The organism is Blautia sp. HCP3S3_C4 (assembly GCF_052064095.1).
Lineage (GTDB): Bacteria > Bacillota > Clostridia > Lachnospirales > Lachnospiraceae > Blautia_A.
The window spans coordinates 185,080-201,255 of record NZ_JBQHWF010000002.1; the positions used below are offsets into that span (position 1 = coordinate 185,080).

At 45.3% G+C, this 16,176-nt stretch carries 13 protein-coding genes; 12 read left to right on the forward strand and 1 reads right to left on the reverse strand.

Features of this window, described 5'->3' with window-relative positions; all coding sequences use genetic code 11:
* Positions 1-9: 9 nt before the first annotated feature.
* Positions 10-1,914, forward strand: a complete 1,905-nt coding sequence (locus tag ACTNC6_RS02785; RefSeq protein WP_441043157.1) for a sensor histidine kinase — start codon at positions 10-12, stop codon at positions 1,912-1,914.
* A 44-nt stretch (positions 1,915-1,958) separates the two neighbouring features.
* Here the strand turns inward: ACTNC6_RS02785 and ACTNC6_RS02790 are convergent, their stop codons facing one another.
* Positions 1,959-2,681 (reverse strand): LytR/AlgR family response regulator transcription factor, encoded by a 723-nt coding sequence (locus ACTNC6_RS02790; protein WP_441035070.1) that lies wholly within the window; start codon positions 2,679-2,681, stop codon positions 1,959-1,961.
* Between the two features lie 248 nt (positions 2,682-2,929).
* Between ACTNC6_RS02790 and ACTNC6_RS02795 the strand changes: the two genes are divergently transcribed.
* The 11 genes from ACTNC6_RS02795 to rpsP all read left to right on the forward strand — a co-directional run bounded on the left by ACTNC6_RS02795 (position 2,930) and on the right by rpsP (position 16,133).
* On the forward strand, positions 2,930-3,742 hold the full coding sequence (locus tag ACTNC6_RS02795) for a hypothetical protein (protein ID WP_441035072.1): 813 nt from the start codon (positions 2,930-2,932) through the stop codon (positions 3,740-3,742).
* A 447-nt stretch (positions 3,743-4,189) separates the two neighbouring features.
* The gene (locus ACTNC6_RS02800; RefSeq protein ID WP_441035074.1) at positions 4,190-6,016 is read left to right on the forward strand and encodes an ABC-F family ATP-binding cassette domain-containing protein; all 1,827 of its coding nucleotides are present in this window, start codon (positions 4,190-4,192) and stop codon (positions 6,014-6,016) included.
* 140 nt (positions 6,017-6,156) lie between these two features.
* Complete coding sequence (gene plsX / locus ACTNC6_RS02805) at positions 6,157-7,197, forward strand: phosphate acyltransferase PlsX (protein ID WP_441035076.1); 1,041 nt, start codon at positions 6,157-6,159, stop codon at positions 7,195-7,197.
* 35 nt (positions 7,198-7,232) lie between these two features.
* Positions 7,233-7,460, forward strand: a complete 228-nt coding sequence (gene acpP / locus ACTNC6_RS02810) for an acyl carrier protein (protein ID WP_441035078.1) — start codon at positions 7,233-7,235, stop codon at positions 7,458-7,460.
* 118 nt (positions 7,461-7,578) lie between these two features.
* A complete protein-coding gene (gene rnc, locus ACTNC6_RS02815; protein ID WP_019161348.1) occupies positions 7,579-8,262 on the forward strand; it encodes a ribonuclease III in 684 nt (227 codons plus the stop codon).
* 11 nt (positions 8,263-8,273) lie between these two features.
* Entirely contained in the window at positions 8,274-11,834 is a 3,561-nt protein-coding gene (gene smc, locus ACTNC6_RS02820) for a chromosome segregation protein SMC (protein WP_441043158.1), read from the forward strand.
* Between the two features lie 13 nt (positions 11,835-11,847).
* Positions 11,848-12,798, forward strand: a complete 951-nt coding sequence (gene ftsY, locus ACTNC6_RS02825) for a signal recognition particle-docking protein FtsY (RefSeq protein ID WP_441035082.1) — start codon at positions 11,848-11,850, stop codon at positions 12,796-12,798.
* A 13-nt stretch (positions 12,799-12,811) separates the two neighbouring features.
* Positions 12,812-14,023 (forward strand): threonine ammonia-lyase, encoded by a 1,212-nt coding sequence (gene ilvA, locus ACTNC6_RS02830; RefSeq protein WP_441035084.1) that lies wholly within the window; start codon positions 12,812-12,814, stop codon positions 14,021-14,023.
* Positions 14,024-14,095: 72 nt separating this feature from the next.
* Positions 14,096-14,419 carry a YlxM family DNA-binding protein gene (ylxM, locus tag ACTNC6_RS02835; protein WP_019161352.1) on the forward strand — a complete coding sequence of 108 codons (324 nt, stop codon included), beginning with the start codon at positions 14,096-14,098 and terminating at the stop codon, positions 14,417-14,419.
* A 3-nt stretch (positions 14,420-14,422) separates the two neighbouring features.
* Positions 14,423-15,778, forward strand: a complete 1,356-nt coding sequence (gene ffh / locus ACTNC6_RS02840; RefSeq protein WP_186994884.1) for a signal recognition particle protein — start codon at positions 14,423-14,425, stop codon at positions 15,776-15,778.
* A 109-nt stretch (positions 15,779-15,887) separates the two neighbouring features.
* Positions 15,888-16,133: a 30S ribosomal protein S16 gene (rpsP, locus tag ACTNC6_RS02845; protein WP_019161354.1), complete on the forward strand. Its 246-nt coding sequence runs from the start codon at positions 15,888-15,890 to the stop codon at positions 16,131-16,133.
* Positions 16,134-16,176: the final 43 nt, after the last annotated feature.

Here is a 16,176-nt window from a genome sequence, read left to right on the forward strand (position 1 = left end):
GTGTCAGCAATGAAGAAGAACTGGAAATATTCATTACTACTTATAGCAACTGTATTTGCATTGGCTATGGGCGTATTCTTTCTGTTTTACTGCTTTGATAACAAATATACGGCCAGGGGAGATCAGGCCATTCAGGGAATCCTCTATGTGCCTGATGATGATTCTGTGCATTATCTTGCCAGGGAATGGGAATATTATCCGGATGTATTGCTGACACCGCAGGAAATAAAGGAAAAGAAGGATAAATACTACAGCTGTTATGTTTCCATTGGCGAGTACGGTGGAATGGACCTGGGCGACAAAAATAAATCTCCTTTTGGAAGTGGTACCTATCGGATGACCCTGGTGCTTCCTGAAAAAGAAAAACAATATGCTATTGGCCTGACAGAGATTTTTTCTGCTTACAAGCTGTATATTAATGGGGAATTGATGGGGCAGATGGGAAATCCGGATCCGGACAATTACCAGGAGCAGATTCAGAACAGGGTATTTACCTTTGAGGGAAAAGGAACTGCAGAGATTGTGATCGCAGTGACAGACAAACATTCGGTGTCATCGGGAATTCAGTATGTGCCGGTTTTGGCTTCTCCTTTTAAAGTGAATCTTATCCGCGGGTTGTCACTTATGATTGCTGTGGTATTTATGGCTTTTACATTTTTTATCCTGATTTTTTCAGTGTATATGTATATGCGAACTAAAAAAGTGGAGTTTGGACTTTTTGCCCTGCTTTGTATCTGTGTGCTGGGATATGGTTCTTATCCGATCCTGCATTCCTTTGTTGCAGTAAAAGTACAGCCTTGTTATGGAATGGAGGCATTGTTCTATTATCTGATGTTTGCCGGTGTTATGCTGGTCCAACAGAAGATCCTGGGAGGTGAGGAAAGGATTCCGGAAATTCTTGCAGGTGTGGCCGCAGCAGCCGGAGTGATGGTTTTTGTGGCAGAAATGCTGTGCAGCAGGGCCCAGTCTGCAACAGGGCTGTATCGGATCTCTAAGCTTACAGAGATTTTGAAGTGGGCAGCAGCCGGTTATCTGCTTTTCAGAAGTGTAAAGGAGATAAAACAGAAGTACAGTAATGTACTTTTAGTGGGAATTGTTGTTTATGCAGCGTCTCTGGCAGCAGACCGGATATGGAGATTATATGAGCCGATCATTGGCGGGTGGTTTACGGAAATTGGTGCAGCAGTGCTTGTAGCCAGTGTGGGACTGACTCTGTGGATGGAGATTGCCAATGCTTACAGATTTCAGCTTACCTATAGAGAATACAGCCGTCAGATGGAACAGAAACTGCAGATACAGAAACAGAATTATGAGGAACTTACAGAAAAGGTGGATGAGATCAGCAGGATGCGCCATGATATGAGACACCATCTGCGCACCATCATGTCTTACACCCAGCAGGGAAAATATCAGGAGATGATGGAATACCTGCAGGAGTATGCATCCGTTATAACAGAAGAGGAAAAGCTAATCTGTTATTGCAGAAACATGGCCGTAGATGCAGTGATCCATTTTTATGCAGGAGAACTGAGAGAGAAAGGGATTCCTTTTGAATGTGATATGATGCTGCCGCAGAACATTGGCATTTCAGATACAGATCTGTGCAAAATATATGGAAATCTTCTGGAAAATGCCGTAGATGCAGTAAAAGATCTGTTGCCGGAAAATAAGCCTTATGTAAAGATGCTTACAAAGGTTAAGAACAAGAAGCTTCTGATAGAGATTTCAAATCCATATTCCAATGAAATCCAGCGAAGAGAAAAAGTTTTTTATTCAACAAAGCATGAAGGCTTTGGAATCGGAACAGCATCTGTGGCAGAAGTGGTACAACGAATGGGCGGATATGTAGTTTTTAATACAGAAGAGGGTATTTTTAAAGTAAATATCTTTCTGCCGGTGAAAACAGTACAGTAAATAAATAGTTACTGCCCGGAGGGGGAAAGGCATATCGGAAATACTTATTTATCAGAGTCTGAAGAGAATAAGTATTCCAGATATGCTTTTTTTATTGCGTTGGAGCCACGTTTGCGTACAGTGACAAGCTCCTGATTGTCCATAACAAAGCCTTCATCTGTGGATTTCTCGATGTGATCCATATTTACGATACAGCCTCTGTAACAGGAGAGAAAACATTTCATTCCCTCCAGAAGCTCTTCGAATTTCTGGAAGGTTATGTAGGAGCGTATGATACCTGCATCTGTGGTATGTACCTGAACTGCATTGCGGTAGGTATCCACGTACAGAATGCTTCTGATAGGAATCTTTACAGGGGTGCGGTCGGAGATCAGCTCTATATATCTGGAATTCTGCGACTGCCTGAACTGGATCGTTGAGAGGATCCGGCAAAGCTTCTCCGGGTCAAAGGGCTTCAGCAGATAGTAGGATGCCTGTACATCATAGCTTTCCACAGCAAAGGAATCACTGCTTGAAATAAAAATCAGAGCAGCTGTATCCCTGGCTTCGCGGAGCTTTCTGGCTGCATCCATACCGGTCATACTGCCCATATAAATATCCATAATGATCAGGTCGTAAAATCCGGGTATGTATTTAGTAAAAAAAGCTTCTGCGCTGGAATACAAATGGATGTCTGCGGATGTATTCTGGGATTCATAATAAGAAGAAATGACAGATTTTACCTGACGCAGATCTTCCTTTGAATCGTCAAGGATTGCAATATTCAAAAGGGGTACCTCCTAAATTAACTTAAACATAATTTGTATTTTAGCGTATTTTCATGAGTTATTCAAGTACGGATTCCTTACTGAAAGCAAGTAATACCATAAATATTTATTCATTTTTCCATATTTCATGAAAAATGTCATTTAATCCCATGTATCTTGAAAATAAGACTGAAATTTTTTATAGTAAGAACATAGAAATTCAGTTTAGAAATATGTACACACATTTTAAGAAAGGATGGTAAAAAAATATGAAAAACTGGAAAAAAATAATGGCAGGTCTTTGTGCTACTGCAATGGTAAGCTCTATGGTTGTTCCGGTATGGGCAGCAGAGGAGACTACAGAAGAAGCAGCAGATGACGGAGATGTCGCGGATGTATCAGAGGCAATGTTAGGACTCTGGAAGGACAGCGCAGGAGATATCTACGGATTCTACAAAGATAATTCGTTTTTTGGTCAGTGGAAGGATGAAGAACAGGATATTTTAGGCGTATATGCGCTGAGCTCAGATGGAGAGAATACAGCGCTGGTAATGCAGCTTGCAAATGACGACGGCACGTATGATGATGAAAATATGGTATCTTATTTGGTACAGGCAAATGAAGAGGAAAATCTTCTGGAGCTTTATGACCCAGATACTGAGGAGCTGACAGCAACTCTGGAACCTTACGAGGGAACCGGCGATGAGGCAGATTACAACAAGACCTATCAGGATATGGGTGATCTGCTTACAGAATGCTATTCCGGTGAGACAGAAGCAGGTGAGACTTTTATTTATGCAGCAAATGAAGATGGAACTTTCTGCTCAGTGCTTGTGATCGACCAGGATGATAATTATGTAAGCTTCATCGGCAAAGGTACTTTTGATGAGGAAAATGCAACAGTAACTATTGAGGATGAAGTATCTGAAATGTCACTTACCTTTGGTGTGACTGCAAATGATGATGATACTCTGACACTGGATATGGGTGATCTTGGAAGTGCTACTGTACAGGAAGCTACACTGGCAGTTGCAGTTCAGGGACTGAAATATGCAGTTGAGAACGGAACAGAGATGAACTAATGCTCTTTTCTTGAAAATGAATAGTGTTTGGGATGCTCCTCTTCGGGTTTGCCTGGAGAGGAGCTTTTTGCGTATCTTTGAAAAGGGACGCGCAGAAAAATAGTTTGTTTTGGGTGCGGTTTCGGGCACTAAGATATTCTAAGCTGTCATAAATCTGCTAAAAGCATGAGCAATCAGAGCCAAACTCGCTGCGCTCAGACAGTGTCTCAGATTGCTCATAACGCAGATTCCTGACGGCTAAGAATATCTAAGAACCCTGCAAATGCACCCAAAACAAACTATTTTTCTGCGCTGGGTATTGAACGTCGAAAGTTGTTTTGGGAGGGAGATGTTCTGGATAACTGGGGGTTTTAGAAAAGGGAGAAAAATGGTATAATAAGGTGCAAATTTGTTTTCGGATAAGTAAAAACAGGTAGAAAATGAAAATTACGAGAGAGGTTTGGACTTATGAATATTCTGAATATAGAGCATGTTTCCAAGGTGTTTGGCGAGAAGACGGTTCTGGATGATGTTTCCTATGGAGTGCATCAGGGGGATAAGATTGGGATTATCGGGATTAACGGAACCGGGAAATCTACGATCTTAAAGATTATCGGTGGTCTGGAGGAGCCGGATGAGGGACAGGTGATCACACAGAATGGTCTGCGGATTACCTATCTGCCGCAGATGCCGGAGTTTCCCCAGGGAGCTTCTATCCTGGATTATGTGGCTGAAGGAAAATGGCAGAAGGACTGGAGTACAGAAAGCGAAGCAAGAAATGTGCTGAATAAGCTTGGGATTACGGATCATGAGGAAAAGATTGATCATTTGTCCGGCGGGCAGAAGAAAAGGGTGGCGCTGGCCAGGACGCTGGTGAATCCCTGTGATGTGCTGCTTCTGGATGAGCCCACCAACCATCTGGATAATGAGATGGTGACCTGGCTGGAGGATTTTCTGAGAAGCTTTAAGGGGGTTGTGATCATGGTTACCCATGACCGATATTTTCTTGACAGGGTTACCAATAAAATTCTGGAGATTTCCCATGGAAATCTGTATGCTTATGAGGCCAATTACTCGAAATTTCTGGAGCTGAAGGCAGAGCGTGAGGAGATGGAGCTTGCCAGTGAGAGGAAGAGGCAGAGTGTGCTCCGCATGGAACTGGAGTGGGCGAAACGTGGCTGCAGGGCCAGAAGTACCAAGCAGCGAGCCCGTCTGGAACGTCTGGAAGCTCTGAAGAATGGAAAGGCACCTGTGAGGGATGCCAGTGTGGAGCTGGATTCTGTGGAAACCCGTATGGGAAAGAAGACCATTGAGCTTCATCACATCAGTAAGAGCTTTGGCGAAAAGAAGATTCTGGATGATTTTAATTATATTGTGCTGCGTAATCAGCGTCTGGGAATTATCGGCCCCAATGGATGCGGAAAGTCAACTTTGATCAAGATTATTGATGGGATGGTACAGCCGGATGCAGGGGATGTGGAAATCGGGGAGACTATCCGCATTGGGTATTTTGCACAGGAGGTACCGGATATGGATACGGATCAGCGTGTGATCGATTATATCCGTGATGTAGCGGAATATATTCCTACCAGAGATGGGAAGATTTCTGCAACAATGATGCTGGAGAGATTCCTTTTTGATTCAGCCATGCAGTATGCGCCTATTGCCAAGCTGTCAGGGGGAGAGAAGAGAAGACTTTATCTGCTGAAGGTTCTGATGGAGGCGCCCAATGTGTTGCTTCTGGATGAGCCAAGCAATGACCTGGATATCCCCACATTGACAATCCTGGAAGACTATCTGGATTCTTTTGCAGGAATTGTGATCGCAGTCTCTCATGACAGATATTTTCTGGATAATATTGTGGACAGGATTTTTGCGTTTGAAGGGGAGGGACGCCTCACTCAGTATGAGGGCGGATATACGGATTATGCCCAGGCAGTAAATAAAAAAGGCGCTGTCTCTGATATGCAGGGAGGAAAGTCTGCTACTGACAGTGAAGAGGATAAAAACAGAAAGAAGGCTTCCCAGGCAGACTGGAAGCAGAACCGTCCCCAGAAGCTGAAATTCAGTTACAAGGAGCAGAGAGAATTTGAGACCATTGATGATGAGATCGCTGCTCTGGAAGAGAAGCTGGAGAAGCTGGACAAGGACATGGAGGCAAATGCCACCAATTCCATGAAGCTTCGGGAGATTATGGAAGAGAAAGAAAACACCCAGCAGAAGCTTGATGAAAAAATGGACAGATGGGTGTATTTAAATGATCTGGCAGAGAGAATCCAAGCCCAGAAAGCGTAAATAAAATACAGCAGAAGTATTGACTTGCAGAGGTTTTCTTTAGTATGATACAGATTATGGATTATTGACAGATATGAAAGAAGAGTAATGATCTGACAGAAACGGAATCATTACAGTGAGAGAAACAGGAGGCAGAAATCATGGCAGAACAGGTCAGGGTAGTGGTAGATGCAATGGGCGGGGATAATGCCCCCGCAGAACCTGTCAAGGCAGCAGTGGAAGCTGTAACTGAGAGACAGGATATAAAAGTAATACTTACAGGAAAACAGGATGTGATAGAGGGAGAACTGGCAAAATACTCCGGATATCCCACAGAACAAATCCAGGTCGTTCCTGCCTCAGAGGTGATCGAGACAGCAGAACCGCCTGTATTTGCAATCCGTAAGAAAAAGGATTCCTCCATTGTAGTGGGTCTGAAGCTGGTTAAGACACAGGAAGCAGATGCTTTTGTTTCCTCAGGAAGTACAGGAGCTGTGCTGGTAGGCGGACAGGTACTGGTAGGCAGAAGTAAGGGGGTGGAGAGACCTCCTCTTGCACCGCTGATCCCTACCACCAAGGGAGTGGCCCTGCTGATCGACTGTGGCGCAAATGTGGACGCACGTCCCTCTCATCTGGTACAGTTCGCAAAGATGGGATCCATCTATATGGAGAATGTAGTGGGAATCAAAAATCCAAAGGTGGCCATTGTTAATAATGGAGCTGAAGAAGAGAAGGGAAATGCACTGGTAAAAGAAACTTTCCCGTTGCTTAAGGAATGCAAGGGAATTAATTTTATCGGAAGCATTGAAGCCAGAGATATTCCCTATGGATATGCAGATGTGGTAGTATGTGAAGCCTTTGTGGGTAATGTTATCCTGAAATTATATGAAGGTGTAGGCGGCGCACTGATCCAGAAGGTGAAGGAAGGACTGATGACCAGTCTGAAGACAAAAATAGGAGCTCTTCTGATCAAGCCTGCACTGAAATCCACTTTGAAATCCTTTGATGCCAGTGAGCATGGAGGAGCACCGCTTCTGGGCCTGAAGGGTCTGGTGGTGAAAACCCATGGAAGTGCAAAGGCAATTGAGATCAAACATGCTATTTTCCAGTGTGTGCAGTTCAAACAGCAGAAGATTAATGAAAAAATCGCAGAACATATTCTGGAGGACCAGCCGGATAAGACTGCAGAGAAGCAGGAGTAGTAGCCAGGCTGTCAAAAAGGGAAGGAGGATGAAGGATGGAACTTGAAAAGCTCAGAGAGATTATTGGGGAGGTCCTGAATATTGACCCGGATACCATAACTGCAGATACTACCTTTGTGGATGATCTGGGAGCAGATTCTCTGGACATTTTTCAGATAATCATGGGAATGGAAGAGGAATATGATATTGAGTTGGAGAACGAAGCAGCAGAGCAGATCCGGACAGTAGGAGATGCTGTGGAAGCAATTCGTGCGATCCGATAACCGGGCTGGAATTCAGACCGGAGAGCAATACAAAAAGTAACAGGAAATAACAGACGAAGCGAAGAGGCAGGGGGCTGTGAGGACAGCGCCCTGTAATCGCATTAAGGAGAATGATGTTATGAATAAAAAGACAGAAGAACTGGAAGAAATCATAGGATATCATTTTAAAAATAAACACTATCTTACCCAGGCCCTTACCCACAGCTCTTATGCCAATGAAAAGAAGCTTGGCAAGCTGGGCTGTAATGAGAGACTGGAGTTTCTGGGAGATGCTGTGCTGGAGCTGATCAGCAGTGATTTTTTGTATGCCAGGTTTTCCAAGGTTCCTGAGGGAGAACTGACAAAAAAGAGAGCCAGTCTGGTATGTGAGCCAAGCCTTGCTTATTGCGCCAGAGAGTTTGGCCTGCCCCAGTTTCTGCTCCTTGGAAAGGGTGAAGATATGACAGGCGGCAGAAACAGGGATTCTATTGTTTCAGATGCTACAGAAGCTCTGCTTGGAGCTATTTATCTGGATGGTGGTTTTGCTAGTGCAAAGGAGTTTGTACTGAAATTTATTCTGAATGATATTGAACACAAACAGCTCTTTTATGATAGCAAGACCATCTTACAGGAAATCGTCCAGGAAAAAGGCACCCAGCCGGTGGAATATGTGCTGATTGCTGAGGAAGGACCGGATCATAACAAAAGCTTCACAGTGGAAGCAAGAGTGAATGGCAGACTTATGGGAACAGGAACCGGCCATACCAAGAAGGCAGCAGAACAGGCTGCCGCATATCAGGCGATCCGTGAGATAAAAAAATAGACAGGTGAACTATGTATTTAAAGAATATTGAGGTACAGGGCTTTAAATCCTTTGCCCAGAAGATCAATTTTGAATTCCATAACGGGATTACCGGTATTGTAGGGCCTAATGGAAGTGGTAAGAGCAATGTTGGTGATGCAGTGCGTTGGGTATTGGGAGAACAAAGCGCAAAGTCTCTCCGAGGGGGGAATATGCAGGATGTTATATTCTCGGGAACAGAGACCAGAAAGCCCTTAAGCTATGCTTCTGTTGCCATTACGCTGGATAATTCAGATCATAAGCTTCCTGTAGAATTTAATGAGGTTACTGTTACCAGGCGGCTTTACCGTTCAGGGGAAAGTGAATATCTGATCAATGGCAGTAACTGCAGACTGAAGGATATTAATGAAATGTTTTATGACACAGGTATCGGTAAGGAAGGATATTCCATTATCGGCCAGGGTCAGATTGACCGTATTTTAAGTGGTAAGCCGGAGGAACGCAGGGAGCTTTTTGATGAGGCAGCAGGAATTGTCAAATTTAAGAGAAGAAAAAATACAACAGTAAAAAAGCTGGAAGAGGAACGTCAGAATCTGGTTCGTGTGACAGATATTCTGTCAGAGCTTACCAGACAGCTGGGACCTTTGGAGAAGCAGTCTGAGACAGCGAAGATTTATCTGGCAAAAAGAGAGGCTTTGAAGGAACTGGATGTAAATATGTTTCTTTTGGAATATTCCTCCACAGCAGAGAGCCTGAAAGAGCTGGGAGAGAAGCACAGGCTTGCTCAGGAGAATCTGGAGGATACACAGAAGGAATATGAACAGACCAGAGTGGAATATGACAGGCTGGAACAGGAACTGGAGGAATTAAATACCAGAATGGATGCCCTGCGCATGGAAAGCCAGGAGCAGGCTTTGCACAAGCAGCAGCTGGAAGGCCAGATTAATGTACTGAATGAGCAGATTCTGGCCGGAGTCCAGAATGAGGACCATTACAGGGGCCGTCTGAAAACCATAGAGGAGGAGCTGGCTGTAAGAGAGGCTTCCAGAAAAGAGCTGGAAGAAGAGAAATCCGATCTTTATTCACAGTTAAAGGAAGTGCGCAGCAGACTGAAGGATGAAGAAGAGAAGCTTAATACTGCCCAGGAAAATATCCGGACCTGTACCCAGGCTGTGGAGGAAGGCAAGAATGAGATCATAGAAATTTTGAACAGTCGTGCCAATACTAAGGGAAAAGCCCAGAGATTTGATGCAATGATGGAGCAGGCGGATATCAGAAAGGCTGAGATCAGCCAGAGGATCCTCCGCTTAAAGAGTGAAGAGGAGGAGCAGCAGACCATCCTCAGGAAAGCCCAGGAGCAGTATGATTCCATTACAGAATCCATCCATTCTGCAAACGAGGAATGTGACAGACTGAATCAGGAAGTGGGAAATATCCAGGAGAAATTAAAGGAGCAGACGGTTCAGCTGGAAAAGGAGCAGACCTCTTATCACAGAGAAGCCTCCAGACTGGAATCCTTACGTAATCTTACAGAGCGCTATGATGGTTACGGCAACAGTATCCGCCGGGTAATGGAACAGAAGGAACGGGTTCCCGGTATCCAGGGTGTTGTGGCGGATCTGATCCAGGTAAACAAGGATTATGAGGTAGCAATTGAGACTGCTTTGGGAGGTAGCATCCAGAATATTGTCACAGACAATGAGCAGACAGCCAAAACCCTGATCGAGTTTTTGAAAAAGAACCGATATGGAAGGGCAACCTTCCTGCCTATGAGCAGTATCAGTCCCAGAGGGGAGTTTTCACCCAGGGAAGCACTGAAAGAACCGGGAGTGATCGGTGTGGCCAGTGAACTGGTGACTACAGCACCTCAGTATCAGCAGATTGCCAGATTTTTACTGGGAAGGGTACTGGTGGTGGATCATATTGACCATGCCATTGCTATCGGCAGAAAGTACAGACATAGCCTGCGAATGGTTACCATAGAGGGTGAGTCCTTAAGCCCGGGTGGTTCCATGACAGGTGGTGCTTTTAAGAATAACAGTAATCTCCTTGGACGAAGGAGAGAGATCGAGGAACTGGAAAAAGGCGTTGCAAAGCTGAAGTCAGAGGTTGCCATGATCCAGAAGGCAATGGAAGACAACAGAAACAGAAGAAATGTACTTCGGGATGCCATTGCAGATTTTCAAGACAAGCTCCGCCAGCAGTATATAGAACAGAATACTGCAAAGATGAATATTGCCCAGCAGGAAGAGAAAGCAGAGGAAATCCGCGGAGGCTATGAGCAGATCAACAGAGACAAGGAACAGATCAGACGCCAGATGCTGGAAATCCGTCAGGATCATGAGCAGATTGCCAGGGAGCTGGAAAGCTCCCGCCAGGATGAACAGGAGCTGGAAAGCTTCATAGAGGAGAAACAGGCAGAGCTGGATCAGTGGAAGGAAGAAGAGACAAAGCTAACCAGAGAGTTGGAGGAAATCCGTCTTCAGGCTTCTTCCCTGGATCAGAAGAACCGGTTTGACCAGGAAAATCTGAACCGTCTGAATTCGGAGACCCAGACTCTGGAGAATGAGCAAAAAAGTATCTATGAATCTCTTGCCCACAGCAGTGAGGAGATGGAGCAGAAGAAACTGACGATCCAGGAGCTGAAAACAGAGGCTGCCAACTCCGGTATCCAGGCGCAGGAAGCAAAGCTGCAGCTGGAGAAATGGCAAAAGGAGAAAGAGAAGAGAAACGGAAAGCATAAAGAATTTTTTGAAAAAAGAGATCAGCTTTCCGGTCAGATCGGCCTTCTGGACAAAGAGTGCTTCCGTCTGAAAAGCCAGATGGATAAGCTGGAGGAGAGCAGGGAAGAACGTATTTCCTATATGTGGGAGGAGTATGAGATCACTCCCAACAATGCCCTTTCCTACAGAAAGGAGGAGCTGACCGATCTGCCTGAAATGAAAAAGCAGGTAGCTCAGATCAAGGAGGAGATCCGCAGACTGGGTTCTGTTAATGTTAATGCCATTGAGGATTATAAGGATCTTCTGGAACGGCACACCTTCCTTTCCGGACAGTATAATGATTTGATCACTGCAGAGAAAACTCTGGAGCAGATCATACAGGAGCTGGATGAAGGAATGCGTAAGCAGTTTACAGAGAAATTTGCAGAAATCCAGAGAGAGTTTGATAAAGCCTTCAAAGAGCTTTTCGGAGGAGGAAAAGGAACTCTGGAGCTGGACGAGGAGGCAGACATCCTGGAAGCAGGAATCCGGATCACCTCTCAGCCGCCAGGGAAAAAGCTTCAGAATATGATGCAGCTTTCCGGTGGAGAAAAGGCACTGACAGCCATTGCCCTGCTTTTTGCCATTCAGAACCTGAAGCCCTCTCCTTTCTGTCTTTTGGATGAGATCGAGGCAGCGTTGGATGACTCCAATGTAGGAAGATTTGCAGGATATTTACAGAAGTTGACGAAAAACACACAATTTATTATAATAACCCATAGGCGTGGGACCATGAATGCAGCCGACAGGCTTTATGGTATCACCATGCAGGAAAAAGGGGTATCTACGCTGGTTTCCGTAGATCTTGTAGAGAACCAGCTTACCCAGTAACAGGAGGAGTATTATGGCAGAAGAGAAGAAAGGCTTTTTCAAACGACTGGTCAGCGGACTGGCCAAGACCAGAGATAATATCGTTGCCGGCTTTGACAGTATTTTCAGTGGCTTTTCCAGTATTGACGAGGATTTCTATGAGGAACTGGAGGAAATCCTGATCATGGGAGATATTGGTATTAATGCCACTACTTCTATTATAGAAAATCTGAAAAAAGAAGTTGCAGAACAGCACATTAAGGAGCCAATGGAATGCAAACAGCTTCTGATCAATGAAATCAAGGAGCAGATGCGTGTGGACAGCACAGAATATGAGTTTGAGAACCGTAAGTCCGTGATCCTTGTGATCGGTGTCAACGGTGTGGGAAAGACTACTTCTGTAGGCAAGCTTGCGGGCAAGCTGAAGGATCAGGGCAAGAAGGTGATCCTGGCAGCTGCGGATACCTTCCGTGCAGCAGCAGGTGAGCAGCTGACACAGTGGGCAAACCGTGCAGGAGTGGAGATCATTGGCGGACAGTCCGGTGCAGATCCGGCTTCTGTAGTTTATGATGCAGTTGCAGCAGCAAAGGCGAGAAATGCAGATGTTCTTCTGTGTGATACAGCAGGACGTCTTCATAATAAGAAGAATCTTATGGAGGAGCTGCGTAAGATTTATAAAATTCTGGAGAGAGAGTATCCGGAGGCTTATCTGGAAACTCTGGTGGTGCTGGATGGTACCACAGGACAGAATGCCCTTTCCCAGGCAAGACAGTTCTCAGAGGTGGCAAATGTAAATGGTATCATCCTTACCAAGCTGGATGGAACAGCCAAGGGCGGTATTGCAGTGGCGATCCAGTCTGAGCTGGATATACCGGTAAAATACATTGGTGTAGGCGAAAGTATTGACGATCTTCAGAAATTCGATGCAGATGCATTTGTAAATGCATTGTTTGATGTAGACCACAAGGATGAGCCGGACAACTAAAGGAGGAAAAACAATGCTTACATTAGAAAGCTTTGAACAGGCAGCAGAGATTGTAAAACAGGTGACACAGGAAACAAAACTGATCAAAAGCAGTTATTTCAGCGATCTGACCGGCAATAAGGTTTACCTCAAACCGGAGAATATGCAGCGCACAGGAGCATACAAGGTTCGTGGCGCTTATTATAAGATCAGCACTCTTTCGGAAGAAGAGAGAAATAAGGGACTGATCACAGCATCCGCAGGAAACCATGCCCAGGGTGTGGCTTATGCGGCATATAAATACGGAGTGAAGGCAGTGATCGTCATGCCTACCACTACTCCGCTGATCAAGGTTGAGAGAACCAAAAGCTATGGCGCACAGGTAATTCTTCACGGTGATGTATATGATGAGGCCTGCGCCCATGCCCTGGAACTGGCTGAGAAAGAGGGTTATACCTTTATCCATCCTTTTGATGATCCGGCAGTTGCCACAGGTCAGGGTACCATTGCCATGGAAATTGTCCAGGAGCTTCCGCTTGTGGACTATATCCTGGTTCCTATCGGAGGCGGCGGTCTGGCAACAGGTGTCTCCACTCTGGCAAAGCTTCTCAATCCACACATTAAGGTGATCGGTGTGGAACCGGCAGGAGCAGCCTGCATGAAGGCTTCCCTGGCTAAGGGTGAGGTGGTGACTCTTCCCCATGTAAATACCATTGCAGACGGTACTGCAGTACAGACACCGGGCAAGAAAATCTTCCCATATATCCAGCAGAATCTGGATGATATCATTACTATTGAAGATGATGAGCTGATTGTAGCTTTCCTGGATATGGTGGAAAATCATAAGATGATCGTTGAGAATTCCGGCCTCCTTACAGTGGCTGCCCTCCGTCATCTGGATGTAAAGAATAAAAAGATCGTTTCTATCTTAAGCGGAGGAAATATGGATGTGATCACCATGTCTTCTGTTGTCCAGCACGGACTGATCCAGAGAGACAGAATCTTTACAGTTTCAGTGCTGATCCCGGATAAGCCGGGTGAACTGGTGAGAGTTGCCAGTGTGATCGCCGGACAGCAGGGTAATGTGATCAAGCTGGACCACAACCAGTTTGTAAGTACCAACAGAAATGCAGCTGTGGAACTGAAGATCACTCTGGAGGCCTTTGGCACAGAACACAAGAATCAGATCGTGAAGGCACTGGAGGATGCAGGCTGCAGACCCCGCCTGATCAGACCAAGTTTATAAATATTTTTTCTGTCAAGAAAAAATACTTGACACAGGTAAAATTATAAGGTATGATAGCCAAGGTGATTACAGATGGAGAAGTTTGTAGAGCAGGGTTATTTGTATGATTTTTATGGTGAGCTTCTGACAGAGAGACAGCAGCAGGTTTATGAGAGCGTGGTGCTGGAGGATTATTCTCTCAGTGAAGTGGCAGAGGATCTGGGAATCAGCCGCCAGGGTGTGCATGATATGGTAAAGAGATGCAACAAGACTCTGGAGGAATATGAACAGAAGCTCCATCTGGTTGAGAAATTCCTGAATATCAGAGCCCAGGTGAAAAGAATACGGGTTCTGGCGCAGGAGTATCATTCCGAGGAAATTGCAAATATATCCAGCGAGATTTTAGAGGAGTTATAATATATGGCATTTGAGAGCTTGACAGATAAACTGCAGAATGTGTTTAAGAAGCTTCGAAGCAAAGGCCGCCTTACAGAGGAGGATGTGAAGCTTGCCCTTAAGGAAGTTAAGATGGCTCTTCTGGAAGCAGATGTTAACTTCAGGGTTGTAAAGCAGTTTACCAAGTCCGTACAGGAGCAGGCAATCGGACAGGATGTTATGAATGGTCTGAATCCCGGTCAGATGGTGATCAAGATCGTAAATGACGAGCTGGTAAAACTGATGGGAAGTGAGACTACAGAGCTGCCCATGCATCCGGGAAATGAGATCACTGTATATATGATGGCAGGTCTTCAGGGCGCAGGTAAGACAACTACGGTTGCCAAGCTTGCAGGTAAGCTGAAATCCAAAGGTAAGAAGCCTCTTTTGGTAGCCTGTGACGTTTACCGTCCCGCAGCGATCACACAGCTGCAGGTGAATGGTGAGAAGCAGGGCGTGGAAGTTTTTTCCATGGGAGATAAGCAGAAGCCTGTAGACATTGCGAAGGCCGCAATTGAGCATGCAAAATCCCATCAGCAGAATGTAGTCCTGATCGATACAGCAGGACGACTTCATATAGATGAAGACATGATGCAGGAGCTTGCAGATATAAAAGAAAATATTCATGTGGATGCCACTGTTCTGGTGGTAGATGCCATGACAGGACAGGATGCGGTAAATGTTGCCAAAACATTTGCAGACAAGGTTGGAATCGACGGTGTGATCCTGACCAAAATGGACGGCGATACCCGAGGTGGTGCTGCACTTTCCATTAAGGCGGTAACCGGTAAACCTATCCTCTATGTAGGTATGGGTGAGAAGCTTTCTGACTTAGAGCAGTTCTATCCGGAGCGTATGGCTTCCAGGATCCTGGGTATGGGAGATGTAATGAGCCTCATCGAGAAGGCAGAAGCTGCTATTGATAAGGAACAGGCTCAGGACATGCAGAAGAAGCTGAAGAAGATGGATTTCGACTTCAACGACTACCTGACCAGCATGGAACAGATGAATAAGATGGGCGGCATCGGCAGTATTCTGAATATGCTTCCGGGAATGGGAAGCAAGATGAAGGATATTGAGGGAATGATCGATGAGAAGGCTCTGGACCGTACCAAGTCCATTATCCTTTCCATGACACCACAGGAGAGAACCAATCCGTCAATCCTGAATATTTCCCGTAAGAACCGTATTGCCAGAGGTGCAGGTGTGGATATCGCAGAAGTGAACCGTCTGGTCAAACAGTTTGAGCAAAGTAAAAAAATGATGAAGCAGATGCCTGGACTTATGGGCGGCAAAGCCGGCAAGCGAGGCGGCGGATTCAAGCTTCCTTTTGGACTGTGAGCAGGACAGCTGACACAGAAGCCGGGGAATGAGCAGTTAGCGAAGCGAATAACGCTTTGACATAAAACCTAAGAGATAATATATTTAATTTAATGGAGGAAAAGAAACAATGGCAGTTAAAATCAGATTAAGAAGAATGGGACAGAAGAAAGCACCTTTTTATAGAATCGTAGTTGCAGATTCCCGCTGCAAACGTGACGGAAGATGCATCGAAGAGATCGGAACATACGATCCAAATCTTGAGCCAAGCGCAGTTAAGGTTGACGAAGAAGCAGCTAAAAAATGGCTTGCAGCAGGAGCTCAGCCTACAGACGTTGTAGCTAAACTTCTTAAGGATGCCGGAATTGAAAAATAATCAGATCTACCAGTAGGTATTTCTGCAGCGTCCAGCTAGGACG